24 protein-coding genes and 1 pseudogene are annotated in these 24979 nt (G+C 39.4%); 23 read left to right on the top strand and 2 right to left on the bottom strand.

Annotated features, from left to right (window positions below):
* Positions 1-113 precede the first annotated feature (113 nt).
* Positions 114-941: a type I methionyl aminopeptidase gene (gene map, locus VSAL_RS12690; RefSeq protein WP_012550916.1), complete on the bottom strand. Its 828-nt coding sequence runs from the start codon at positions 939-941 to the stop codon at positions 114-116.
* A gap of 365 nt (positions 942-1306) precedes the next feature.
* On the opposite strand from map, the gene rpsB reads away from it, so the two are divergent.
* From rpsB to VSAL_RS12585, 21 genes are all read left to right on the top strand, one after another.
* Complete coding sequence (gene rpsB / locus VSAL_RS12685; RefSeq protein ID WP_012550915.1) at positions 1307-2038, top strand: 30S ribosomal protein S2; 732 nt, start codon at positions 1307-1309, stop codon at positions 2036-2038.
* A gap of 132 nt (positions 2039-2170) precedes the next feature.
* On the top strand, positions 2171-3019 hold the full coding sequence (gene tsf / locus VSAL_RS12680; RefSeq protein ID WP_012550914.1) for a translation elongation factor Ts: 849 nt from the start codon (positions 2171-2173) through the stop codon (positions 3017-3019).
* Positions 3020-3189: 170 nt separating this feature from the next.
* Entirely contained in the window at positions 3190-3921 is a 732-nt protein-coding gene (gene pyrH / locus VSAL_RS12675; RefSeq protein WP_012550913.1) for a UMP kinase, read from the top strand.
* Between the two features lie 34 nt (positions 3922-3955).
* A complete protein-coding gene (gene frr / locus VSAL_RS12670) occupies positions 3956-4513 on the top strand; it encodes a ribosome recycling factor (protein WP_012550912.1) in 558 nt (185 codons plus the stop codon).
* 135 nt (positions 4514-4648) lie between these two features.
* Entirely contained in the window at positions 4649-5410 is a 762-nt protein-coding gene (locus VSAL_RS12665) for an isoprenyl transferase (RefSeq protein WP_026025364.1), read from the top strand.
* 3 nt (positions 5411-5413) lie between these two features.
* Entirely contained in the window at positions 5414-6253 is an 840-nt protein-coding gene (locus VSAL_RS12660) for a phosphatidate cytidylyltransferase (RefSeq protein WP_012550910.1), read from the top strand.
* Between the two features lie 108 nt (positions 6254-6361).
* Positions 6362-7564 carry a 1-deoxy-D-xylulose-5-phosphate reductoisomerase gene (gene ispC, locus VSAL_RS12655; RefSeq protein ID WP_012550909.1) on the top strand — a complete coding sequence of 401 codons (1203 nt, stop codon included), beginning with the start codon at positions 6362-6364 and terminating at the stop codon, positions 7562-7564.
* Positions 7565-7566: 2 nt separating this feature from the next.
* Positions 7567-8925: a sigma E protease regulator RseP gene (rseP, locus tag VSAL_RS12650; RefSeq protein WP_012550908.1), complete on the top strand. Its 1359-nt coding sequence runs from the start codon at positions 7567-7569 to the stop codon at positions 8923-8925.
* Between the two features lie 28 nt (positions 8926-8953).
* The gene (gene bamA / locus VSAL_RS12645; RefSeq protein WP_012550907.1) at positions 8954-11374 is read left to right on the top strand and encodes an outer membrane protein assembly factor BamA; all 2421 of its coding nucleotides are present in this window, start codon (positions 8954-8956) and stop codon (positions 11372-11374) included.
* Between the two features lie 75 nt (positions 11375-11449).
* Positions 11450-11965, top strand: coding sequence for an OmpH family outer membrane protein (locus VSAL_RS12640; protein ID WP_012550906.1), 516 nt, complete (start codon positions 11450-11452; stop codon positions 11963-11965).
* An 8-nt stretch (positions 11966-11973) separates the two neighbouring features.
* Positions 11974-12993 carry a UDP-3-O-(3-hydroxymyristoyl)glucosamine N-acyltransferase gene (gene lpxD, locus VSAL_RS12635; RefSeq protein WP_012550905.1) on the top strand — a complete coding sequence of 340 codons (1020 nt, stop codon included), beginning with the start codon at positions 11974-11976 and terminating at the stop codon, positions 12991-12993.
* A 127-nt stretch (positions 12994-13120) separates the two neighbouring features.
* Positions 13121-13573 (top strand): 3-hydroxyacyl-ACP dehydratase FabZ, encoded by a 453-nt coding sequence (gene fabZ, locus VSAL_RS12630; RefSeq protein ID WP_026025362.1) that lies wholly within the window; start codon positions 13121-13123, stop codon positions 13571-13573.
* Positions 13574-13575: 2 nt separating this feature from the next.
* Complete coding sequence (gene lpxA / locus VSAL_RS12625; RefSeq protein WP_012550903.1) at positions 13576-14364, top strand: acyl-ACP--UDP-N-acetylglucosamine O-acyltransferase; 789 nt, start codon at positions 13576-13578, stop codon at positions 14362-14364.
* Positions 14365-14440: 76 nt separating this feature from the next.
* Positions 14441-15592 carry a lipid-A-disaccharide synthase gene (lpxB, locus tag VSAL_RS12620; protein WP_012550902.1) on the top strand — a complete coding sequence of 384 codons (1152 nt, stop codon included), beginning with the start codon at positions 14441-14443 and terminating at the stop codon, positions 15590-15592.
* Positions 15593-15596: 4 nt separating this feature from the next.
* Positions 15597-16220: a ribonuclease HII gene (gene rnhB, locus VSAL_RS12615; RefSeq protein WP_012550901.1), complete on the top strand. Its 624-nt coding sequence runs from the start codon at positions 15597-15599 to the stop codon at positions 16218-16220.
* Positions 16220-19699 (top strand): DNA polymerase III subunit alpha, encoded by a 3480-nt coding sequence (dnaE, locus tag VSAL_RS12610; protein ID WP_012550900.1) that lies wholly within the window; start codon positions 16220-16222, stop codon positions 19697-19699. Before rnhB ends, dnaE begins: the two co-directional genes overlap by 1 nt.
* A 51-nt stretch (positions 19700-19750) precedes the next feature.
* Positions 19751-20710 (top strand): acetyl-CoA carboxylase carboxyl transferase subunit alpha, encoded by a 960-nt coding sequence (accA, locus tag VSAL_RS12605; protein WP_012550899.1) that lies wholly within the window; start codon positions 19751-19753, stop codon positions 20708-20710.
* A 107-nt stretch (positions 20711-20817) separates the two neighbouring features.
* Positions 20818-22149: a tRNA lysidine(34) synthetase TilS gene (gene tilS, locus VSAL_RS12600; RefSeq protein WP_012550898.1), complete on the top strand. Its 1332-nt coding sequence runs from the start codon at positions 20818-20820 to the stop codon at positions 22147-22149.
* Between the two features lie 52 nt (positions 22150-22201).
* Positions 22202-22513 (top strand): c-type cytochrome, encoded by a 312-nt coding sequence (locus tag VSAL_RS12595; RefSeq protein ID WP_012550897.1) that lies wholly within the window; start codon positions 22202-22204, stop codon positions 22511-22513.
* Positions 22514-22605: 92 nt separating this feature from the next.
* Positions 22606-22944 carry a nitrogen regulatory protein P-II gene (gene glnB, locus VSAL_RS12590; protein WP_012550896.1) on the top strand — a complete coding sequence of 113 codons (339 nt, stop codon included), beginning with the start codon at positions 22606-22608 and terminating at the stop codon, positions 22942-22944.
* A gap of 65 nt (positions 22945-23009) precedes the next feature.
* A complete protein-coding gene (locus VSAL_RS12585; protein ID WP_012550895.1) occupies positions 23010-23864 on the top strand; it encodes an endonuclease/exonuclease/phosphatase family protein in 855 nt (284 codons plus the stop codon).
* On the opposite strand, the pseudogene VSAL_RS12580 reads toward VSAL_RS12585, so the two are convergent.
* Positions 23845-24207, bottom strand: a pseudogene (locus VSAL_RS12580) (YIP1 family protein); the annotation flags it as partial. The gene VSAL_RS12585 and the pseudogene VSAL_RS12580 sit on opposite strands and share 20 nt — an antisense overlap.
* Before the next feature lie 73 nt (positions 24208-24280).
* Here VSAL_RS12580 and tnpA point away from each other — a divergent pair.
* On the top strand, positions 24281-24595 hold the full coding sequence (gene tnpA, locus VSAL_RS12575; RefSeq protein WP_012548925.1) for an IS66 family insertion sequence element accessory protein TnpA: 315 nt from the start codon (positions 24281-24283) through the stop codon (positions 24593-24595).
* Entirely contained in the window at positions 24592-24939 is a 348-nt protein-coding gene (gene tnpB, locus VSAL_RS12570) for an IS66 family insertion sequence element accessory protein TnpB (protein WP_012548924.1), read from the top strand. The genes tnpA and tnpB overlap by 4 nt, the downstream gene beginning before the upstream one ends.
* Positions 24940-24979: the final 40 nt, after the last annotated feature.

Below are 24979 nucleotides of genomic sequence, written 5' to 3'. Positions count from 1 at the left end.
AGAAAAAACGCTATCACAATTTCTGACGTACTTTTAAGTATAATAAATAAAACATCATTATTAATGAGTTTTGTATGAAAACAGAAGACCGAGGCCTTCTGTTTATTTAATGATTATTTGTTGTTCATATGACGAGGAATTGTTTCTTCCGCACGAAGGGTAAGCACTTCACAACCCGTTTCGGTTACTAATATTGTATGCTCCCATTGTGCTGTGTTTTTACCGTCACCAGTATACACCGTCCAACCATCGTTATCGTCTTGAAGACAACCAAATTTACCAGCATTAATCATTGGTTCAATCGTAAACGTCATGCCAGCTTTTAGCATAGTACGGTCATTATTTTTGTAATGAACCACTTGTGGTTCTTCGTGGAATTGAGAACCAATGCCATGGCCGCAATAATCACGAACAATTGAACATTTAGGTGTTGCGCCTTTAATGTATTTTTGAATCGCAGTACCAATTTCACCTAATTTAATACCAGGTTTTACTTTTTTCATTGCGATATACAAGCTTTCTTGTGCGATTAAACATAAACGCTTGTCCATTGGGCTTACATCGCCAACCAAGAACATTTTTGAAGTATCGCCATGGTAGCCATCTTTGATCACGGTAATATCAAGGTTAATAATATCGCCATTTTTTAAAATCGCTGGTTTTACGAAACCGTTATAGACTTCGTCTTCCGTCGCTGGAATACCGTGACAAACAATGTGATTAATTGAAGTACAGATAGACTTAGGAAAACCATGATAGTTTAAAGGTGCCGGTATTGCGCCTTGGACTTCAGTAATGTGCTTATGGCAAATTTGATCAAGTTCTTCTGTTGTAACCCCAACCTTTATAAAGGGTTCAATCATTTCAAGTACTTCGGCGGCTAATCGGCCGGCAACGCGCATTTTTTCAATTTCTTCTGCGTTTTTAATATTTACTGACATGAGCTTTTCTCTATCTAGAATAAATCGTTCTAGTTTAAACGATAATTGTTCTTAGTTTACCTAGGCTGTGTTTATCTTTCAACATGAGTGGAATGAAAAGTAATACCTAATTTTTGTCTGGTTATGAATGAATTTATTGAAAGTAGTAGATTTTAACAACGTTTTTATGATATAAAGCGCGCCGGATTAGTTAACTATTGTTTGATACAATGGCCTACCAAATCTACATACTTTTATCTTAAATCACACACATATCGTCACGCAGTCTGGGGTGCTCAATTTTTTGATTATTTAATCAATTAGTTAGGGTCGGATTATTAGCGGGATATGTGGAGGCTTAACCCCAATAACAGAGGAATTCTCAAATGGCAACTGTATCAATGCGCGATATGCTTAAAGCTGGTGTTCACTTCGGTCACCAAACTCGTTACTGGAACCCAAAAATGAAGCCATTCATCTTTGGTGCTCGTAATAAAGTTCATATCATCAACTTAGAAAAAACGGTACCAATGTTCAACGAAGCTTTAGCAGAACTTGCTAAAATCGGTAACAAAAAAGGTAAAGTTCTTTTTGTTGGTACTAAGCGCGCTGCATCTGAAGCTGTTAAAGAAGCTGCAATCAACAGTGACCAGTACTACGTGAACAACCGTTGGTTAGGCGGCATGCTTACTAACTTTAAAACTGTTCGCCAATCTATCAAGCGTTTAAAAGAATACGAAGTGCAAGCTCAAGATGGTACTTTCGAGCAAATCACTAAGAAAGAAGCGCTAATGCGTACGCGTAGCATGGAAAAACTAGAGAAATCTCTAGGTGGTATCAAAAACATGAACGGTCTTCCTGACGCGTTATTTGTTATCGATGCTGATCACGAGCACATTGCAGTTAAAGAAGCAAACAACCTAGGTATCCCAGTATTTGCTGTTGTTGATACTAACTCAAACCCAGATGGCGTTGACTACATTATCCCAGGTAACGATGACGCAATCCGCGCTATCCAACTTTACCTGAACGCTGCTGCTGATTCTGTAAAGTCTGGTCGTAACCAAGACGTTGCAGCTGCTGTAGCTGAAAAAGACGGTTTCGTAGAAGCTGAGTAATTTTCGACTCGTCGAATTATTATTTGCTCCTAGTGAGTCTTTTAGTTTCGTAGTAAACTAAAAATAGTTAGCAGGGGCCCAATTTGGCCCCTGATTTTTAACTTTAAATCTATTTATATTGAGGCATTGAGAATGGCAACTGTAACTGCTGCTCTAGTTAAAGAACTTCGTGAACGTACTGCTGCTGGCATGATGGAGTGTAAAAAAGCACTTGTTGAAGCTGAAGGCGACATCGAATTAGCAATTGAAAATATGCGTAAATCTGGCGCAGCAAAAGCGGCTAAGAAAGCAGGCAACATCGCTGCTGAAGGGACAATCATCATTAAAGAAGAAGCTGGCGTAGCCGTTCTTCTTGAAGTTAACTGTCAAACTGATTTCGTAGCTAAAGATTCTGGTTTCCTAGGATTTGCTAACGAAGTTGCAGAAGTTGCTCTAGCAGAACGTCTAAACGACATCGTTGCTCTTCAAGCTAAATTTGAAGATGCTCGTATCGCTCTAGTTACTAAAATTGGCGAAAACATCAGCATCCGTCGCGTTCAACTAGTTGAAGGCGTTGCACTAGCTTCTTACCGTCACGGCGAGAAAATCGGTGTTGTTATTGCTGGTGAAGGCGATGCTGAAACACTTAAGCACATCGCTATGCACGTTGCTGCCTCTAAGCCTGAATACGTTAACCCATCTGACGTACCAGCTGACGTTGTAGAAAAAGAAAAAGCAGTTCAAGTAGAAATCGCTATGAACGAAGGCAAGCCTCAAGAAATCGCAGAGAAAATGGTTATCGGCCGTATGAAGAAATTCACAGGCGAAGTTTCTCTAACAGGTCAAGCTTTCATCATGGAACCTAAGAAAACTGTTGCTGACATTCTTAAAGAAAAAGGCGCATCAGTATCTAACTTCGTACGTTTAGAAGTTGGTGAAGGTATCGAGAAAGCGGCTGAAATGAGCTTTGCTGACGAAGTAGCAGCAGTACAAAAAGGTTAATCCTTACGTATTGTTGAAAAAAGAGACCGTGGCTTTGCTGCGGTCTTTTTGTGAATGCGACATAAAGATTTAATCAATAGGCAAATGATAGTTGTAACTTTTTGTTTTTTTTGACTTAATATCAAAAGGTTACAGTTATTTCGACAACTCTTAGTGAAAAGGTAAGAACCATGACGACGAACCCGAAACCAGTATATCAGCGTATTCTATTAAAACTTAGTGGTGAAGCACTTCAAGGCGAAGAGGGTTTTGGTATTGACCCTGCAACTCTTGAGCGTATGGCTCAGGAAGTAAAAGAACTGATTGAACTTGGTGTTCAAGTTGGTGTTGTTATTGGTGGCGGTAATCTTTTCCGCGGAGCCGGTCTTGCTGAAGCAGGCATGAATCGTGTTGTTGGTGACCACATGGGTATGCTAGCAACGGTAATGAATGGCCTTGCTATGCGTGATGCGCTTCATCGTGCTTATGTTAATGCTCGTGTTATGTCTGCGATTCCTCTAAAAGGCGTGTGTGACGATTACAACTGGGCTGACGCTATCGCTCAACTTCGTCAAGGCCGCGTAGTGATTTTCTCTGCAGGCACAGGCAACCCATTCTTTACGACAGATTCAGCTGCGTGTTTACGTGGTATTGAAATCGAAGCTGATGTTGTATTAAAAGCAACCAAAGTTGATGGCGTATACACTGCTGACCCGGTATCTAACCCTGATGCAGAATTATATGATAAACTTGATTACAACACAGTTCTTGAAAAAGAATTAAAAGTTATGGACTTAGCAGCGTTTACTCTTGCTCGTGACCACAAAATGCCAATTCGTGTGTTTAATATGAACAAACCTGGTGCATTACGTCGTGTAGTAATGGGTGAGGCAGAAGGTACTTTAATCAGCAGTGCTGAATAATTGTCTGTAATAAAATAACATTTAAGGTGAAGTTGTGATTAACGAAATTAAAAAAGACGCTCAAGAGCGTATGGAAAAAAGCGTAGAAGCACTGAAAAATAACCTGTTAAAAATTCGTACAGGTCGTGCTCACCCAAGCCTTCTATCTGGTCTTAGTGTTGAGTATTATGGTGCAAGAACACCAATCAACCAAGTAGCTAACATCATTGCTGAAGATTCTCGTACTCTTGCAATTACTGTTTTTGACAAAGAACTTGCTGGTCTTGTTGAAAAAGCGATCATGATGTCTGATCTGGGTTTAAACCCTATGTCTGCGGGTACGGTAATTCGTGTACCACTTCCACCATTAACTGAAGAACGTCGTAAAAGTCTTGTTAAGATTGTACGTGGTGAAGCTGAAAATGGTCGTGTTGCCGTTCGTAATATTCGTCGTGATGCAAACGGTGATATTAAAGCGCTTCTTAAAGATAAAGAAATCTCAGAAGATGATGATCGTAGAACACAAGACGAGATTCAAAAACTAACAGACATCGCTGTTAAAAATATTGATGATGTACTTGCTGTTAAAGAAAAAGAGTTAATGGAAGTATAATTTACTTTTATTACTCATAGTTCAGGCTGATTTTTATCTATTTTTAGTGGTATGATGACGGCGATGAACACTGTAAGAAGCGCTATGTGCAGACATCAGCGCTTTTATTTTTAAGGGAGTTATATGACCAATCACATTCACACAGAAGCCTTATCATTAGATATATTGCCAAAACACATTGCGGTAATTATGGATGGTAATGGGCGCTGGGCAAAAGCTCAGGGTAAACCTCGTGTATTTGGTCATAAGGCTGGGGTTGATGCGGTAAGAAAAACCATATCAGCGGCCAGTAAATTAGGGATTAATGCCATTACTCTGTTTGCTTTTAGCAGTGAGAATTGGCGTCGTCCAGAAGAAGAAGTGAGTGTTCTCATGGAGTTGTTTATCACGGTACTTTCCCGTGAAGTAAAACGTCTTCATAAAAATAATATTCAGTTGCGTGTTATAGGTAATACCTCTCAATTTAGCTCTCGTCTTCAAAAGAAGATTTTAGAAGCAGAAGCATTAACACTTGAAAATTCAGGTTTAGTGTTAAATATTGCGGCTAATTATGGTGGAAAATGGGATATTACCCAAGCAGTGCAACGTCTTGCTTATCAAGTTGAGCAAGGTAATTTACAGGCAGATAATATTAACGAAGCATTGATCGCTTCGAAACTGACGATGTCAGATTTGCCTGATGTGGATTTGATGATAAGAACCAGTGGTGAATGCCGGATCAGTAACTTTATGTTATGGCAGATGGCTTATGCTGAGTTTTACTTCACTGACCAATATTGGCCTGATTTTAATGAACAAAGTTTAGCGAATGCAGTTGCTTGGTTTGTTAGTCGAGAAAGACGATTTGGTTGTACCGGTGAGCAAATCCAAGCTCTTATGAACGAAAAGGATCGATAAAGTTTGAAACAGCGTATAATTACAGCCCTTATTTTAGCTCCTCTAGTTATTGCCGGTATTTTCATGCTGCCAATGCAAGGTTTTTTAATCGCGATTATGGCCATTACATTGATTGGTTTTTGGGAGTGGACTCAATTTACTGAGTCAAAATCTCGTTATATAGCTATTATTCCTTCAATTGCTGCATTAGCGGCTTCATTTGTATTTCTCCCTACTTCAACGCTTGAATTAGCAATCCCATCTGATAGTCATTATATGATGCTCTTAGTTGGTTCGATTTGGTGGTTGATCGCTTCAGGCTTAGTGCTTACCTTTCCTAACAGCAAAAAAATGTGGCAAAACAATCTACTTTTAAAACATCTTTTTGGTTGGCTAACGATGATCCCATTCTTATGGAGTATTTTATTACTTCGTGCTGATAACTATGCGTTTGATGGTTATTATGGGGCAAAACTCGTGCTGTTAGTTTGCCTGTTTGTATGGGCAGCCGATAGTGGCGCTTATTTTGCTGGAAAAACATTTGGTAAACGAAAAATGTCACCTGCAGTTAGTCCAAATAAAACGATCGAAGGGTTGATTGGCGGGATCATCACTGCAATTATTATTGGTTGGGGAGCGGCAAGCGCTTTTGAGATCAAATTTGATAGTACCGCTGCGATGTTAGGTATTTTTATTGCTACCATCATTATTTCAGTACTTGGTGATCTTGTTGAAAGTATGTTTAAACGAGCATCTGGTATTAAAGATAGTGGAACTATCATTCCTGGGCACGGTGGTATTTTAGACCGTATTGATAGTTTAACGGCTGCCTTTCCTGTATTCGCATTTTTATATCTCTTTTAGTCATTCTTCAGCTCTTTACGTAGAGCAACATAAAAAATGATAGGTTTAATACGGCAGATAGTATGATCTGCCGCTTTTCTTTCTTACTTTCATCATGGTCACTTCATTATGCGCAAGTTAACCGTTCTTGGGGCTACAGGCTCTATTGGTAGTAGTACACTTTCAGTCGCAAAACAAAATTCACATCAATTTGAAATCGTTGCTCTCGGTGCGGGTTCAAATGTACAAAAGATGTTTGAACTATGTTGTGAGTGGCAACCTAAATATGCGGCGATGGCCGATCCAATTTCTGCTTTAGCTCTTCAACGCCAACTAAAATCAAACTCGATAAGAACTGACGTTTTTTCTGGAGAAGAAGGTCTATGCCATATTGCTCAACTTGATGAAGTTGATACTGTTATGGCTGCTATTGTCGGTGCTGCTGGCTTACTACCGACCATGTCTGCTGTTAAAGCGGGCAAACGTATTCTATTAGCGAATAAAGAAGCGTTGGTGATGTCGGGTCAATTATTTATTGATGCTGTTGAAAAATATGGGGCCGAATTACTCCCTGTTGATAGTGAACACAATGCTATATTTCAATGTTTACCAGAATCAATTCAAAGGAAATTAGGGCGTTGTGATTTAGATGCTCATGGTGTGAGTTCTATTTTATTAACCGGTTCTGGTGGTCCATTTCGATATACTGATATTTCAGAATTAGTGTCAGTGACGCCAGAAATGGCAATTGCTCATCCTAATTGGTCTATGGGGCCTAAAATATCCGTTGATTCAGCAACGATGATGAATAAAGGATTAGAGTACATTGAAGCTCGTTGGTTATTCAACACCACAAAAGAGCAACTAAAAGTAATTATTCATCCTCAATCTGTTATTCATTCTATGGTCCAATATAAAGACGGTTCTGTATTAGCTCAAATGGGACTGCCAGACATGAGAACACCAATAGCGTGTACCATGTCTTACCCTGAGCGTATTAGTTCAGGTGTTGAACCTCTTGATTTCACTAAAATTGGAGAGCTTTCTTTTTTAGAACCAGATTACTCTCGTTACCCTTGCTTAAAATTAGCTATTGATGCGTGTTACTCAGGTCAGCATGCGACAACGGGATTGAATGCGGCAAATGAACAGTCGGTTGCCGCATTTTTAAACAATGAAATTGGTTTTACGGATATCACTCGAATTAATGAGCAGGTTTTGAACAAAGTATGTGCAAACTTCCAAAACCTTGAGCTAGATAGCTTGGAAAGCCTGATCGACCTAGATAGAATGGCGCGTAATTATGCCGATGAGGCTCTTAAAAAGGTTTAACTATGTCAGAACTACTTTGGAATTTAGCATCGTTTATCATTGCTCTCGGTATTTTGGTTGCCGTGCATGAGTATGGCCATTTCTGGGTAGCTCGCCGTTGTGGCGTTATTGTTGAAAAATTCTCTATTGGATTTGGTAAATCTATTTGGAGTAGAAAAGGCAAAGACGGTACAGAATACAGCATTTCAATGATCCCTTTAGGTGGATATGTGAAGATGCTGGATGAGCGAGTCGATGACGTCCCTGAAGAATTAAAAAAACACGCATTTAATAATCGTCCGTTATGGCAACGAAGTGCAATTGTTGCTGCGGGTCCTATTGCTAACTTTATTTTTGCCGTTTTTGCTTGTTGGTTAGCTTTCATGATCGGGGTGACTGCATTAAAGCCAGTAGTTGGTTCTGTTGAAAACAACTCTATATTTTCTCAAGCAGGAATTGAATCTGGAGTGGAACTAAAAGCCATTTCAGGAATCAAAACCTCGGATTGGGAATCGGTTAATATGGCGATTGTTTCTCATATTGGTGATGAATCAATGACGGTAACTTATAGTGACAGCGATAATATTGGTGTTGATGTAACTAAGCGTTTGGATCTATCGTCATGGAAATTCGATCCTGAAAAAGATTCACCAATGCTAACGTTGGGTTTTAGACCTTACCGACCAGAAGTAACATTAACGATAGCTAATGTTAGTGATAATAGTGCCGCGAGTCGTTCTGGAATGTTAATTGGGGATATTCTTTCTTCAGTGAACGGTAAAGAATTATCCAAATGGCAGCAAATGGTGGATGAAATTCAAGGCAATCCTAGTGCGCCAATGTCAATTGTTGTTATTCGTGATGGCATTGATACGACATTGACGTTAACACCAGATAGCCGCGAGGATTCGGAAGGTAAATTAATCGGTTTTGCTGGTGTTTCACCTGAGTTTAAAGGGTGGCCTGAAGGATATCGTTATGAAAAACAATATGGTCCAATTGTTGCGTTAGAAAAAGCAATGATAAAAACTGGCAATATTATAGATTTAACATTAACCATGACTAAGAAGTTATTCACGGGTGATGTCGCTTTAAACAACCTAAGTGGTCCTATTTCTATAGCAAAAGGAGCAGGGGCCACCGCGGATTATGGTATTGTTTCATTTTTAGGATTTTTAGCCTTAATTAGCGTAAATTTAGGTATTATCAATTTATTACCTCTTCCGGTATTGGATGGCGGTCATTTACTGTTTTTTGCTATCGAGGGAATTACACGTAAACCCGTACCAGAAAGAGTTCAAGAAATCGGTTATAAAGTAGGAACAGCACTTATTATGTCTTTAATGGCTGTTGCATTATTTAACGACTTTATGCGCCTTTAAGCAGTAGCAAGGAATAATTAGACGTATTATGGCGATGAAAAAATTGTTGATTGCTACATTGCTTTTTAGCAGTGTAGCAGCACAAAGCGCAGAAACATTTGTAATTGATGATATACGCTTTGAGGGATTGCAGCGTGTAGCATTGGGTGCTGCGCTTTTAAAAACACCAGTCCGTGTTGGCGATAGTATGAGCCAACAAGATGTCTCTCAGGTAATTAAAGCTCTATTTGCCTCGGGTAACTTTGAAGATGTAAAAGTATTTCGTGATGGGAGCACGTTACTCATTCGAGTAACTGAGCGTCCTACGATTGCTAATATTTCCTTTTCTGGAAATAAAGCAATTAAAGAAGAACAATTACAACAAAATTTAGAAGCGTCTTCTGTTCGAGTAGGTGAGGCTTTAGATAGAACAACATTAAGTAACATAGAGAAAGGCTTAGAAGACTTCTACTATAGTGTTGGTAAATACAATGCAACAGTGCACGCCATTGTTACTCCGTTACCTCGAAATCGTGCTGATTTAAAATTTGTGTTTACTGAAGGTGTTTCCGCTAAAATTCAGCAAATTAACTTTATTGGAAATGAAGTCTTTACTGATGAGCAGCTATTAAGCCGTTTTAATCTAAATGTTGATGTTGCTTGGTGGAACTTTTTAGCGGATGAAAAGTATCAGAAGCAGGTTTTAGCGGGTGATATTGAAGCATTACGTTCGTATTACCTTGATCGTGGTTACTTAAAATTCCAAGTAGACTCAACACAAGTCTCAATCTCTCCTGATAAAAAAGGTGTGTATATCGCTTTAACCGTAAAAGAAGGTGAAGCTTATACTGTCAATGGCGTTAAATTCCAGGGCGACCTTATTGGTAAAAAAGAAGAGTTTGAAAAACTGGTTACTTTTGAAGATGGTGATGTTTATAACGGCTCAGCAGTTACGCGTTTAGAAGAAAGTGTAAAGCGTATTCTAGGTGAAGCGGGTTATGCATACCCTAAAGTTCGAACTATACCTGAATTTGATGATGAGAATCAGACCGTATCTTTGGCTATAAATGTTGAAGCGGGTAATCGCATATATGTGCGTGATATTAAATTTGTTGGTAACACATCAACAAAAGATGAAGTATTACGACGTGAAATGCGCCAGATGGAAAGTAGTTGGTTAAACTCTAAATCTATTGAAACGGGTAAAGCACGTTTGAACCGTCTAGGTTTCTTTGAAACTGTCGATGTTCAAACCGTACGTGTTCCTGGCTCTGATGATCAAGTTGATTTAATTTATTCAGTTAAAGAAGCGAACTCAGGAAGTGTTAACTTCGGTGTTGGTTATGGTACTGAATCAGGCGTAAGCTTCCAAGTTGGTCTGCAACAAGATAACTTCATTGGTTCTGGTAACCGTGTTGGTATCAAAGCCATGATGAACGATTATCAAAAGAACATCAGTTTAGATTATCGTGACCCTTACTGGAACCTAGATGGTGTCAGTCTTGGTGGTAAGATTTTCTATAATGAATTTGAAGCCTCTAATGCTGGTATCGTCGATTATACCAACCAAAGTTACGGTGGTAATTTAACGTGGGGTTTCCCATTTGATGAATTAAACTACTTTGAAATTGGTGTCGGTTATACGCATAACAAGATCTCTAATCTTAAAATGTATATGCAGATTGAACAATACTTGAATTCGGTTGGTGAAGCTTATGATGAAGCCGATCAAACACTGATTGTTAGTGATTTTGATGTAACATTATCATGGACGCGTAATAACTTGAACAAAGGGTATTTCCCTACAGCAGGTAACTACCAACGTGCTTCTTATCAAATAACAACACCAAACTCAGATTCTCAGTTCTTTAAAGCACAATATGAAGCTCGTCAATATTTCCCATTAACTAAGAAGCACGAGTTCGCTTTATTAATGCGTGGTAAAGTTGGCTATGGTAATGGTTATGGACAGACCGACGGTAACGATAACCTGTATCCATTCTATGAGAACTTTTACGCAGGTGGTTTTACAACGTTGCGTGGTTTTGGTTCAAACTCAGCAGGACCAAAAGCGGTTTATAATGAAAACTCAGTAGGGAATAACCCTAATTATAAAGCAACAGATGATTCTGTTGGTGGTAATGCAACCGCATTAGCAAGTATTGAGCTAATTGTACCAACCCCATTTGCAAGTGAAGAGGCTCAAGGTCAAATACGTACCAGTGTTTTCTTTGATATGGCAAGTGTGTGGGATACGGAATTTGATTATAAAGATCCAAAACCGGGTATGGACGGCGCTCAGTATTATTATGATTACTCTGATCCAACGAATTTCCGTTCATCTTATGGTGCAGCACTACAATGGATGTCACCAATGGGGCCGTTAGTATTCTCAGTTGCGAAACCAGTGAAGATTTATGAAGGTGATGATGAAGAATTCTTCAGTTTTACCATCGGGCGAACTTTCTAAGCATTGAATGCTCTAATAGAAAAGTGTTAATGTAAATGTTATCTATAGTAGATACTACAATAATTAAATAAGGGTATGATTTTGAATAAGTTGGTAAAAGCAGCCGCTTTAGGCACCGTTTTGTTAAGTGGTTCTTTTTTCGCTAATGCAGCAGAAGCAGCAACGAAAATTGGTTATGTAAACATGGCTCAAATTGTTCAGCAAATGCCACAAGGTGAAGCTATTTCAGAAAAGCTTCGTGCAGAATTTAAAGATCGTATCGATGAGCTTCGTGGCTTAGAGTCAAAAATCAAAGATAAAGTAGAAACGATTAAACGTGATGGTGAGCTACTTGGTAATTCAGGTAAAACAAAACTTGAGCGTGAAATTGCGTCTTTGCAATCAGATTATAAACTGAAGGCTCAAGCATTAGATGAAGATAATCGTCGTCGTCAAGGCGAAGAGCGTCAGAAACTAATCATGCAAGTTCAACAAACAGTTGAAAAAGTAGCAAACAAAGAAGGCTACGATATGGTTGTTGATGCAGCAACTCTACTTTGGGCACAACCTGAAGACAACCTATCAGAAAAAGTAATCAAAGCAATTAAATAAGGTTGAATATGACTCGTATTACGCTTGCTAAATTGGCAGAAAAATTAGGTGCAACCGTTCATGGTAACGGTGATGTTATTGTACATTCGATTGCTTCGATGAATAAAGCAAGAGAAGGAGACATTACGTTTCTTTCGAATGCAAAATATCGTAAGCAGTTAGCTGAGTGCCAAGCATCTGCAGTAATAGTAAAAGAAGCAGATGTTGAATTTTGCCAATCGAATGCATTAATAATGCGAGACCCATATTTAGGCTTTGCTCTAGCTGCACAGGCATTGGATACAACGCCTGCACCAGCTACGGATATCGCCCCTTCAGCTTATATTGCAGCTGATGCAATTATTGGTAAAGGGGTCGCTATTGGACACAATGCAGTCATTGAGTCAAAAGCGGTGATTGCAGATGGAGCGATTATTGGTTCTGGTTGTTTTATTGGACAAGAAGCAAAGATAGGTGAAAATACCAAGCTTTGGGCTAATGTTTCAATCTATCATCGAGTTGAAATCGGAAAATCCTGTTTAGTACAAGCTGGCACTGTTATTGGTTCTGATGGTTTTGGTTATGCAAACGATCGTGGCACTTGGGTTAAGATCCCACAATTAGGCACTGTTATTATTGGTGATAATGTGGAAATTGGTGCAAATGCAGCAATTGACCGTGGTGCGATTGATAATACGATTATTGAAAGTAATGTAATTATTGATAATCACATTCAAATCGCTCATAACGTACAAATCGGATCTGGTTCAGCGATGGCTGGTGGTACTATTGTTGCCGGCAGCACAAAAATTGGTAAACATTGTATCATCGGTGGCGGTTCGGTTATTAACGGTCACATTGAAATCACAGATGGCGTAACGATTACTGGCATGGGAATGGTAATGAGAGGCATCTCTGAGAAGGGAATGTACTCATCTGGTATTCCACTTCAGCCGAATAAAGAATGGCGTAAAACCGCGACACGAGTTCATAAAATTGATGATATGAATAAGCGTTTGAAAGCGGTAGAAAAAAAACTGGTTGATTAAGCTCAGTTTTTCAACATTCTAATTAATAAGTATTGGTCTGCATTTTGCAGGCCTTTGTCTATCTATTATTACTCTATTTGAGCTACACTATTACTCAGATATGATATTGTTTTACAGGAATACTATTTTGACTCGTGAAAATAAAACACTAACGATTACAGAGATTCAGGCACTATTGCCTCACCGTTACCCATTTTTATTAATTGACCGCGTAATCGACTTTGAAGAAGAAAAGTACTTGCATGCGATTAAAAACGTGTCAGTTAATGAGCCTCAGTTTACGGGTCACTTCCCTCAAATGCCTATATTTCCCGGTGTTCTTATTCTTGAAGCTATGGCTCAAGCAACGGGTTTGTTAGCGTTTAAATCGTTTGGTGCTCCTGCTGAAAATGAATTGTATTATTTTGCTAGTATTGATAAAGCAAAATTCCGTAAGCCAGTAGTGCCTGGTGATCAGCTTGTTCTTGAAGTTGAATTCATTAAAGATCGTCGCGGTATTGCTCTATTTAATGGTGTCGCAAAAGTTGATGGCGCTGTCGTATGTTCTGCTGAACTTAAATGTGCGAGACGAGAGTTTTAATTATGATTCATGAAACGGCTCAAATTCACCCATCCGCAGTTATTGAAGGTGATGTGACTATTGAAGCTAATGTATCTGTTGGCCCATTTAGTTATATTTCAGGCAATGTAACTATTGGAGAAGGTACAGAAGTAATGTCGCATGTTGTCATCAAAGGTGACACGATAATCGGCAAAGATAACCGTATTTTTTCATTCGCGATTATTGGTGAAGAAAGCCAAGATAAAAAATATGGCGGTGAAGCAACAAAAGTCGTTGTTGGTGATCGTAACTTTATCCGTGAAAGTGTTCAGATTCATCGCGGTACGGTTCAAGATCGTGGTGTAACAACCGTAGGTAATGACAACTTACTTTGTGTGAATGTACATATCGCGCATGATTGTATTGTTGGCAGTAACATCATCATGGGTAACAATGCAACGTTAGCGGGCCATGTCACTATTGAAGATTATGCGATTGTTTCTGCATTATCTCCAGTGCATCAGTTCTGTACAGTTGGAGCTCATAGCTTTATTGGCGGTGCATCTGTTGTTGTTCAAGACGTTCCTCCTTTTGTTATGGCACAAGGAAATCACTGTAAACCTTTTGGTATTAATATCGAAGGGCTAAAGCGCCGTGGTTTTGAAAAGCCTGAAATTCATGCTATTCGCCGTGCTTATAAAGCGCTTTACCGTAACGGTAATACGTTAGAAGAAGCAAAAGAAGAGATAAAGACAGAAATTGAAGCATTCCCAGTTCTTCAAGGTTTCTTAGATTTGTTTGAAAAATCTACGCGCGGTATTATTCGTTAATTATGGCGTTTAGATAATTATATAAGCATATTATAAAGGCCTATTTCGTGTAGGCCTTTTTTATTTTGGAGTAAATATGACCAAACCATTACGAATCGGTATCGTTGCAGGAGAACTCTCTGGTGACACGCTAGGTGAAGGCTTTATTAAGTCGGTTAAAGCACAATATCCTAATGCTGAGTTTGTAGGGATCGGTGGACCTAAAATGATAGCTCAAGGGTGTGAGTCATTATTTGATATGGAAGAGCTGGCGGTAATGGGCTTGGTTGAGGTTCTTGGACGTTTACCTCGTTTATTAAAAGTTAAAGCTGAACTTGTCCGTTATTTTTCTCAAAATCCACCGGATGTTTTTATTGGTATTGATGCGCCTGATTTTAACTTACGTTTAGAGAAAACGTTGAAAGATTCGGGTATCAAAACCGTTCATTATGTGAGCCCTTCTGTTTGGGCTTGGCGTCCAAAGCGTATTTTTAAAATCGATGCAGCAACTGATTTAGTTCTCGCCTTTTTACCGTTTGAAAAAGTATTTTATGATAAATACAATGTGGCTTGTGAATTTATTGGTCATACATTGGCAGATGCGATCCCAATGCAGAGTGATAAAATAGCGGCTCGTAAATTGTTGGGTCTAGAATTAGATCGCCAATGGTTAGCGGTATTACCTGGGAGCCGTGGTGGTGAAGTGGCATTAATCGCAAAACCGTTTATAGAGACGTGTCAGAGAATACATCAAAAACACCCTAATATGGGGTTTGTTGTGGCGGCCGTGAATGAAAAACGTCGTGAGCAATTTGAAGTGATTTGGAAAGAAACGGCTCCTGAACTTAAATTTATTATCATTCAAGATACCGCTCGTAATGTAATGACTGCCGCAGATTCTGTTTTATTGGCTTCTGGTACAGTAGCACTTGAATGTATGCTAATTAAAAGACCAATGGTTGTTGGTTACCAAGTGAATAAATTAACCGGATGGATTGCGCAAAAACTCTCTATCACCGAATTTGTTTCATTGCCTAATGTGTTAGCAGGAAAGGAATTGGTTCAAGAGTTTATTCAAGAAGAGTGTCATCCTGATTTTCTATACCCTGCGATGGAAAAAGTATTAAGCCAAGATAACAGCGAATTGATCGATAGATTTACAGAGATGCACCAGTGGATTAAAAAAGATGCAGATAAACAAGCTGCTAATGCCGTCTTACGTCTAATTAATAAAGAAACAGCAGAATAATCTAATGACAAAGAAAATAGATTCTAAAGAATTACCTCCATTTGAGTACCCACAAGGCTATCAGTTATTTGCGGGCGTTGATGAAGTTGGACGCGGCCCGTTAGTGGGTGCGGTTGTGACTGCTGCTGTTATTTTAGATCCTAATAATCCAATTGAAGGATTAACGGATTCAAAAAAATTGACAGAAAAAAAACGTGATTTGTTATTTCCTGAAATTCAAGAAAAAGCGTTAGCTTGGTCTTTAGGGCGATGTGAAGCACATGAGATCGATGAGTTGAATATTTTACAAGCCACAATGGTTGCGATGCAAAGAGCTATTGCTGGGTTGAAGGTTACTCCTGATTTCGCTCTAATTGATGGGAATAAGGTGCCTGAATTGCCAATGGCTGGTTTAGCGGTTGTAAAAGGTGATTTACGCGTTCAAGAGATCAGCGCGGCTTCAATTCTTGCTAAGGTTACTCGTGACAGAGAAATGGAAGTATTGGATAAAGAGTTCCCTCAATATGGCTTTGCTAAACACAAAGGTTATCCAACCAAGGCGCATTTTGCTGCGATTGAAGAGCACGGTGTTATTTCAGAGCATCGTCGTAGTTTTAAACCTGTAAAACGTGTTTTAGGGATCGAGTAATGTCTGAAACCAAATTCGTACACCTTAGGGTACACAGTGATTTCTCCTTAATTGATGGGCTTTCAAAGGTTCCACCATTAGTTAAAAAGATGGCTGAGTTAAATATGCCAGCGATGGGGTTGACTGACTTTACCAACTTGTGTGGTTTGGTTAAATACTATTTTGCAGCACATGGTGCAGGTATTAAACCGATTATTGGTGCTGACTTTAAAGTTCAATCAACAGAGTTTGGTAATGAACTGTTTAATTTGACCGTTTTGGCAAAAAATAATGAAGGTTATAAAAACCTGACTTTATTGATATCAAAAGCTTATTTGCGTGGCCATGTTCAACATACCCCTGTTATGGATAAAGAGTGGTTAATTGAACATAAAGAAGGATTAATTATCCTTTCTGGTGCGAAAAATGGGGATGTAGGTAAAGCCTTATTAAAAGGTAATCAAGAATTAGTTAATGAATGTGTCGATTTTTACAAAACGTATTTTCCTGATCATTATTATTTAGAATTGATCCGGACAGGGCGTGTTGACGAAGACAGCTATCTTCATTTTGCTGTTGATCTTGCTGAAAAAGAAGGGTTGCCAGTTGTAGCAACAAATGATGTTTGTTTTATCAAAGCCGATGATTTTGATGCTCATGAGATCCGTGTCGCGATTCATGATGGCTTTACTTTAGAAGATCCTCGTCGACCTAAAAACTACAGTTCACAACAGTATTTGAGAACGGAAGAGGAGATGTGTGAGCTTTTTGCTGACATCCCAGAAGCGTTAGAAAACAGTGTTGAGATAGCCAAGCGTTGTAATGTTACCGTTCGTTTAGGTGAATACTTTCTGCCTAACTTCCCAACGGAAGGAATGAAGATTGAAGATTTCCTCGTCAAGAAATCTCAAGAAGGATTAGAAAGACGTTTAGCCTTTTTGTTCCCAGATGAAAAAGTACGTTTAGAGCGTCGACCAGAATACGATGAACGTCTGCAAATAGAACTCGATGTAATTAACCAAATGGGATTCCCTGGTTATTTCTTGATCGTAATGGAGTTTATCCAGTGGTCAAAAGATAACTTAATTCCAGTTGGACCTGGGCGAGGGTCAGGTGCTGGTTCACTTGTTGCCTATGCGTTAGATATTACCGATCTCGATCCACTTGAATATGACCTGTTATTCGAACGATTCTTGAACCCTGAGCGTGTCTCGATGCCCGATTTCGATATCGACTTCTGTATGGATAAGCGTGATAAGGTTATTGAGCACGTTGCTGAAATATATGGTCGTGATGCGGTATCCCAAATTATTACCTTTGGTACGATGGCGGCTAAAGCGGTAATTCGAGATGTTGGTCGAGTGCTTGGTCATCCTTATGGTTTTGTTGATCGTCTTTCAAAGTTAATACCGACAGATCCTGGTATGACGTTAGCGAAAGCTTTTGAAGCAGAACCACAACTGCCTGAACTGTATAATGCAGATGAAGAAGTTCGTGCTCTTATCGATATGTGTAGAATCTTAGAAGGTTGTACACGAAATGCAGGTAAGCATGCGGGTGGTGTTGTTATTTCACCAACGACGATTACGGATTTCTCACCATTGTATTGTGATGCGGATGGTAATTTCCCTGTTACACAGTTTGATAAGAATGATGTTGAAACCGCAGGTTTAGTTAAATTCGACTTCTTAGGCCTACGAACCTTAACGATCATTGATTGGGCGTTGGGTTTAATTAACCCTCGACGAGAAAAAGAAGGAAAAGAAGCGGTTCGAATCGAATCGATCCCTCTTGACGATCAAGCGTCCTTTAAGTTGTTACAAAATTCAGAAACGACCGCGGTATTCCAGTTAGAATCTCGTGGAATGAAAGATCTGATCAAGCGATTACAGCCCGATAGCTTTGAAGATATCATCGCTTTGGTGGCACTTTTCCGTCCTGGTCCTTTGCAATCAGGGATGGTAGATAACTTTATTGACCGTAAACATGGTCGTGAAGAGGTGTCTTATCCTGATGTAAATTGGCAGCATGAGTCATTAAAAGAAACGCTAGAACCAACGTACGGCATTATTTTATACCAAGAACAAGTAATGCAAATTGCACAGATCTTAGCGGGTTATACGCTAGGTGGCGCCGATATGCTTCGTCGTGCTATGGGTAAGAAAAAACCCGAAGAAATGGCAAAACAGCGTGGTACGTTTAAAGACGGTGCGATTGCGAATGGCGTAGATGGCGAGTTGTCGATGAAAATCTTCGACTTGGTAGAAAAGTTTGCCGGTTATGGTTTTAACAAATCGCACTCAGCGGCCTATGCTCTGGTTTCTTATCAAACATTATGGTTAAAAACGCACTATCCAGCCGAATTCATGGCAGCGGTAATGACGGCCGATATGGATAATACGGACAAAATCATCGGCTTAGTTGATGAATGTTTTCGTATGAAACTGAAAGTATTACCGCCAGATGTAAATGCGGGCCTTTATCGTTTTAATGTTGATGAAGATGGCGCCATTGTTTACGGTATTGGTGCGATTAAAGGGGTTGGTGAAGGCCCTATTGAAAATATTATCGAAGCACGAAATAAAGGTGGTTATTTCCGTGATTTATTCGATTTTTGTTCTCGAATTGACACGAAAAAAACCAATAAACGTATTGTGGAAAAATTAATTCGTTCTGGTGCTTTGGATCGCCTTGGTCCTCATAGAGCCGCATTAATGGCATCGGTAGAAGATGCAATGAAGGCGGCAGGTCAACACCATCAAGCAGAATCGTTTGGGCAATCAGACATGTTTGGGGTATTAACTCAAGCACCAGAAGAAGTCGAACAAGCTTATACGCATGTTCCGCGATGGCCAGAGAAAGTATGGCTTGAAGGGGAGCGGGAAACCTTAGGTCTTTATCTAACGGGGCACCCCGTTAATGCGTACATTAAAGAATTGTCTCGATATACAACGTGGCGTTTGAATGATGCTCACGTTACGAGACGCGATCAAACTGTAACGGTTGCAGGTTTAGTTATTGCTGCTAGAGTAATGACCACCAAACGAGGCAGTCGTATTGGTTTAATGACATTAGATGACCGATCTGGCCGAATGGAAGTGATGTTGTTCTCTGATGCCCTTGATCGATACGCTGATTTGCTAGAAACTGACAAAATAGTGCTTGTTTCTGGACAGGTCAGCTTTGATGATTTCAATGGGGGGCTTAAAATGTCTGCCCGTGAAGTGATGTCATTGGGAGATGCACGAGAAAAATACGCTCGTGGATTGTCCGTTTCTGTTACCGATGCGCAAATTAACAACCAATTTTTTGAACGCTTTAGTCAAATACTAGAGCCTAATCGGGCAGGGACTGTCCCGGTAAACGTATATTATCAGCGAGCCGATGCTCGTGTTAAGTTGGTCCTAGGGACGGAGTGGCGAGTTACGCCAACAGACCAACTAATAGATGATTTGAAGTCGTTGCTTGGCGAACAGCAAGTCGAGCTTGAATTTAACTAGAATAAGTAAGGCTGCTAATTTGAGCGGCCTTGAACTAACAAGGATTCTTTAATGAGCCTAAATTTTCTTGAATTTGAAAAACCAATTGCAGAACTAGAAGCTAAAATTGAAGCGCTGCGTGATATTTCTCGTCGTGGTGGTGATAATGCACTTGATCTAGATAAAGAAATTAAGCAATTAGAAGATAAATGTTTAGATCTTAAAAAGAAAACATTTAGTGATTTAGGTGCGTGGGAAGTTGCTCAACTTGCTCGTCACCCAGAACGTCCATATGTATTAGATTACATTGAACTTATGTTTACTGAGTTTGATGAATTAGCCGGTGATCGTGCTTTTGCTGATGATAAAGCATTAGTGGGTGGTATGGCTCGTTTAGATGGCCGTCCTGTGATGATAATTGGTCATCAAAAAGGACGTGGCACGAAAGAAAAAGTACGTCGCAATTTTGGTATGCCAAAACCTGAAGGTTACCGTAAGGCAAAACGTTTAATGCAAATGGCTGAGCGTTTTAAAATGCCGATCATTACTTTTATTGATACTGCTGGTGCTTATCCAGGTGTTGGTGCTGAAGAACGTGGTCAATCTGAAGCCATTGCTACGAACCTTAAAATCATGTCTGAGCTAAGTGTTCCTGTGATTTGTAATGTTGTTGGTGAAGGCGGTTCTGGTGGTGCTCTTGCTATCGGTGTAGGTGATTATGTTAACATGCTTCAATACTCTACGTATTCAGTGATTTCTCCTGAAGGTTGTGCTTCAATTTTATGGCGTGATTCAGATAAAGCACCTCAAGCGGCTGAAGCAATGGGACTTGTTGCTCCTCGTTTAAAAGAGCTAGAGTTGATTGATACGATCATTGATGAACCATTAGGTGGTGCGCATCGTAATCATAAAGCAACGGCTGAGAATATTAAGCAACGTTTAATTGAACAATTGAACGAGCTTGAAGGTTTTGATGAAGAAGCGTTGCTTGAACGTCGTTATCAACGTTTAATGAATTACGGTTACTGCTAATAATTATGAGTAAAGTTCGGAACTAGATTCGCGAATTTTAATAATATAGAGTAAAGTGAAAACGAGCCTTAGTGCTCGTTTTTTTCATTTTTAGGTTTTAATTTTATATGCTTTCTTCTCATTTCTCTCAGACATTATCTCTTTATATTTCACCTAAATCAGAACTCGTGGTTGCATTCAGCGGCGGTGTTGATTCTGTTGTATTGCTTCATCTAGCGGCTTATTACTCTAAGTTACATCAATTACCTTGTGTTGCTGTTTATGTAAATCATGGATTAAGTGAACACGCTGTTGAGTGGGAAGTTTTTTGTCAATCTTATTGCGATAGCCTTGGTATCTCGTTGTTTATTGAACGAGTTAACTTAGATATTGGTCCACAACAGAGCTTAGAAGAAGTTGCGCGAGAAGCACGTTACGATGTGCTTGCAAAACACATTAATAACCATTCTTTGTTATTAACAGGGCAACACCAAGATGATCAAGTAGAAACCTTTTTCTTAGCATTGAAAAGAGGAAGTGGTCCTGCTGGTTTATCGTCAATGCCCGTAATAGCCCCTTTTGTTACGGGACGAAAATGTCGACCATTATTGTCTACTTCTCGGTGTGATATTGAAGCGTATGCAAACGTGAATCAATTGAAATGGGTAGAAGATGAAAGCAATAAAGATACTCGCTTTGACCGAAACTTCTTACGCCACAAGGTAACCCCATTGTTGCGTCAACGTTGGCCTAGTTTTGCTTCAGCGGTGAATCGCAGTGCACAATTATGTGCAGAACAAGAGCAGTTATTGACTGAACTACTTCAACCAAAAGTGAAGGCTTATCAAAATACGATTCAAGGTATTTCGATTGAATCGCTTGCACTTGAATCTGAAGCGGCTTGCAAGGTTATATTAAGGTTATGGTTAAAACAGTTTTCTATTCTTTTGCCGACCCAAGCTCAATTAGGCGTGCTATGGAACGAAGTGGCTAATGCACAGCAAGATGCAAATCCTTGTTTAGAAATTAATTCGATCCAATTACGACGTTTTCAAGGTTACCTGTATTGCCTTCCACAATATGGCGATGTCTCGCAGTGGAACTCGGAATTAAAGGAAATATTAACCTTACCTGATGGGTTAGGAGATATCGAATTGAAGCAAACAGTAGGCGGCAATGATTCTGATTTGATGCCTTTATTTCTGCGATCGCCTTTGAGCGGTGAGAGAGTGACGGTGCGTTTTGATAGTACGGGATTAATTGCTCATCCAGAGGCAAGACAACATAGTCGTAAAATGAAAAAGTTGTATCAAGAGTATGGGATCCCTAGTTGGCAAAGAACACGATTGCCGCTCATTTTTTATAATGACCAATTAGCGGCTGTTACTGGGTTATTTGTATGTAAAGCATTTTCAGGAAAAGAGTGTGAGCTGATCTGGCATAAATCAGGCTCAATATAGACATTCGGAATTTACTTGGCAAAATGACTAAAAAAATAAAGGAGCAGTGTAAATGAAAAAAGTAATTGGACTGGCAGTTATCGGCTTATTGGTATCAACGTCTACATTTGCAGCGGGTGATGCCGCAGCAGGGAAAGCAAAATCTGCAATTTGTGCTTCATGTCATGGGGCGAATGGTATTGCGGTGATTCCGGGTTACCCGAACTTGAAAGGGCAGAATGCACAATATATCGAATCTTCATTAAAAGCTTATAAGAGTAAGCAGCGTAATGGCGGTAATGCGGCAATTATGCAACCAATGGCGGCAATGCTGAATGATACTGATATCTCAAATTTAGCGGCTTACTATTCTACGATGAAATAGAGCGGAAGTAAGTAATGCGATTCCTTGGTTGAATGTTGATGGCCCCTCGACGATAATGGTCTGATATTTACTATTGATGTTAAGGGATTAATATGAAGAAGATCGAAGCAATCATCAAACCGTTTAAATTAGATGATGTGCGAGAAAGCCTTGCTGATGTAGGTATCACAGGTATGACTGTCTCTGAAGTAAAAGGCTTTGGACGTCAAAAAGGTCATACTGAATTATACCGTGGCGCTGAATACATGGTCGATTTCTTACCGAAAGTAAAATTAGAAATTGTTGTGAATGATGATGTTGTCGATCAATGCATTGACGCTATCATTGAAACGGCGCAGACTGGAAAAATTGGTGATGGTAAAATTTTCGTCACTGACGTAAGCCGTGTTATTCGTATCCGAACGGGCGAAGAAGACGAAGACGCAATTTAATTAATACTGTTCTGTTTGAATGGTATAACGTAAGGAAGGAGTGATGATTCACTCCTTTTTTGTTTATGAAAAAGAAAACAATATTTATATCAACCGTTGCACTGCTTATTGGTGCGATGATTATGGCTAAATCGTTTATTTTTACGATCCCTTTAAAACCAGAGTTAATAGAACTTACGCCTGATTCTATGGATTATAAGACGGGTTGTGCTGAGTTCGATGAATCAAAACCTATCGACCGTGATGGTACTATCAACGTACTTGTTTGGAATATTTATAAACAACAAAAACAAGACTGGGAACCTGCGTTAAGAAAGTTAACTCAAAAAGCAGATTTGGTTTTATTGCAAGAAGCGAGTTTAACGCCTGAATTAAAAGCGTTTATTATTGATAAAAGTTATTCTGCTGAATTGGTCAGAGCGTTTGATGTGTTTGATACCAGTGCGGGAGTGTTAAGTCTTGCAAAAGTACAAGCGGAGCGCGCCTGTGCCCATACCGCGATAGAACCTTGGTTACGTTTACCTAAATCAGCGTTATTATCTGAATACGCGTTATCTAATGACGAATCGTTAATGGTGGTTAATGTTCATGCCATCAATTTCACATTAGGAATCGAAGATTATCAACGCCAAATGAGTGATTTAGAAAAGGAAGTTAAAAATCATGTTGGGCCACTGATTTTGGCGGGTGATTTTAATTCTTGGAGTAGTGCTAGATTAGAGGCATTAGATCAAGAAGTGGCTCGCCTTAGATTAAAAGAAGTTCGGTTTACGCCTGATGAGCGAATGATATTTATGACAGGGTTACCTTTGGATCATGTTTTTTATCGAGGTTTAAATGTAAAAGAAGCGCACTCAATAAAGAGTAACGCTTCTGATCATAATCCATTAGAAGTTAGTTTTAGCCTGAAAAGGCCGTAATTAATCCCCATAATGTAAAGCAAGCAACCCATGGAAGGGCGGAGATTATAAGTGCTCTTGCTCTGTCTAAATCCGTCCATGCGCCAAGAGCTGCATAGCCTAAAACAATGTACCAAGGCATTAATAACGGGAATGAACTCGCGTAAGCAGACCAATGATCTGTCATTGGTAGCTTGATTAAGCCATTCAAGCTATTTAAATCAGCCGCGTAAGGCATCGTATTCGCGTGATTTAGTAAAAGACTTATATAGCTAGCAATATCGCCAATAAGCGCTGGAAACATCACTATTGTGCTTGCAGCGACCCATTTAAAGTAACCATGTTGGTACTTGCTTGTAAGCGTGCGGGGAACTACACCTAACAAATAAAATTCATTATGCGTATCTTACGATCTTTCATTTAACGAGAACGTAATTATGCAAAAAGATAAAAAGAGAACACCAGAGCAATGGCACGCTCTATTTGAATCTCAGCAATCTAGCAAGCTTAGTGCCGCTGAATTTTGTCGTAACCATAATATTCTGCCAAAGACATTTAGTGCACGTAAAGCACGATGGAAACAAAAGATTAACGCTTCTACTTTCTTGAAAGTAGAAGCGTTAACATCAACTATCATCGCCACTCCACAATTACCAGATATTCAACTTTCTATCGGAAAATTGCGATTAACATTGCCAGCTAATACTGAACCTCACTGGATAGGACTCTTATTAAAAGGGTATCAATCATGAATGTATTTACTGATGTTTCCACCATTTATCTTCATCGTGATTTTGTCGATTTTCGCAAGGCCATTAATGGCCTTGTCGTGATTGTTGAGCAAGAAATGCAACTATCACCGTTTAGTGATGCTCTATTTATATTTTGCAATAAGCCTCGTGATAAACTCAAAATATTGTATTGGGATAAAACAGGATTCGCTTTATGGTACAAGCGATTAGATGAAGACCGCTTCAAATGGCCACGAAATATAAATAACGATACGTTAGCATTATCAGAGCAGCAACTGACACTGCTATTACAAGGTTTTGATATCTTAGGACATCAACCGGTACATTATCAAACAACCCTTTAAATAGTTGATTCTCAGTCAAGAATAGGAGGCAACCGATTGA

Source organism: Aliivibrio salmonicida LFI1238, from assembly GCF_000196495.1.
Lineage (GTDB): Bacteria > Pseudomonadota > Gammaproteobacteria > Enterobacterales > Vibrionaceae > Aliivibrio > Aliivibrio salmonicida.
The sequence above is the reverse complement of the archived record's forward strand: the minus strand, read 5'-3'. Positions and strand labels throughout refer to the sequence as shown.

Coding starts and splice junctions, on each gene's coding strand:
- map (WP_012550916.1), bottom strand. CDS start 941: ATGTCAGTAAATATTAAAAACGCAGAAGAAATTGAAAAAATGCGCGTT.
- rpsB (WP_012550915.1), top strand. CDS start 1,307: ATGGCAACTGTATCAATGCGCGATATGCTTAAAGCTGGTGTTCACTTC.
- tsf (WP_012550914.1), top strand. CDS start 2,171: ATGGCAACTGTAACTGCTGCTCTAGTTAAAGAACTTCGTGAACGTACT.
- pyrH (WP_012550913.1), top strand. CDS start 3,190: ATGACGACGAACCCGAAACCAGTATATCAGCGTATTCTATTAAAACTT.
- ispC (WP_012550909.1), top strand. CDS start 6,362: ATGCGCAAGTTAACCGTTCTTGGGGCTACAGGCTCTATTGGTAGTAGT.
- rseP (WP_012550908.1), top strand. CDS start 7,567: ATGTCAGAACTACTTTGGAATTTAGCATCGTTTATCATTGCTCTCGGT.
- bamA (WP_012550907.1), top strand. CDS start 8,954: ATGGCGATGAAAAAATTGTTGATTGCTACATTGCTTTTTAGCAGTGTA.
- VSAL_RS12640 (WP_012550906.1), top strand. CDS start 11,450: ATGATTTTGAATAAGTTGGTAAAAGCAGCCGCTTTAGGCACCGTTTTG.
- lpxD (WP_012550905.1), top strand. CDS start 11,974: ATGACTCGTATTACGCTTGCTAAATTGGCAGAAAAATTAGGTGCAACC.
- lpxA (WP_012550903.1), top strand. CDS start 13,576: ATGATTCATGAAACGGCTCAAATTCACCCATCCGCAGTTATTGAAGGT.
- lpxB (WP_012550902.1), top strand. CDS start 14,441: ATGACCAAACCATTACGAATCGGTATCGTTGCAGGAGAACTCTCTGGT.
- rnhB (WP_012550901.1), top strand. CDS start 15,597: ATGACAAAGAAAATAGATTCTAAAGAATTACCTCCATTTGAGTACCCA.
- dnaE (WP_012550900.1), top strand. CDS start 16,220: ATGTCTGAAACCAAATTCGTACACCTTAGGGTACACAGTGATTTCTCC.
- accA (WP_012550899.1), top strand. CDS start 19,751: ATGAGCCTAAATTTTCTTGAATTTGAAAAACCAATTGCAGAACTAGAA.
- tilS (WP_012550898.1), top strand. CDS start 20,818: ATGCTTTCTTCTCATTTCTCTCAGACATTATCTCTTTATATTTCACCT.
- VSAL_RS12595 (WP_012550897.1), top strand. CDS start 22,202: ATGAAAAAAGTAATTGGACTGGCAGTTATCGGCTTATTGGTATCAACG.
- glnB (WP_012550896.1), top strand. CDS start 22,606: ATGAAGAAGATCGAAGCAATCATCAAACCGTTTAAATTAGATGATGTG.
- VSAL_RS12585 (WP_012550895.1), top strand. CDS start 23,010: ATGAAAAAGAAAACAATATTTATATCAACCGTTGCACTGCTTATTGGT.
- tnpA (WP_012548925.1), top strand. CDS start 24,281: ATGCAAAAAGATAAAAAGAGAACACCAGAGCAATGGCACGCTCTATTT.
- tnpB (WP_012548924.1), top strand. CDS start 24,592: ATGAATGTATTTACTGATGTTTCCACCATTTATCTTCATCGTGATTTT.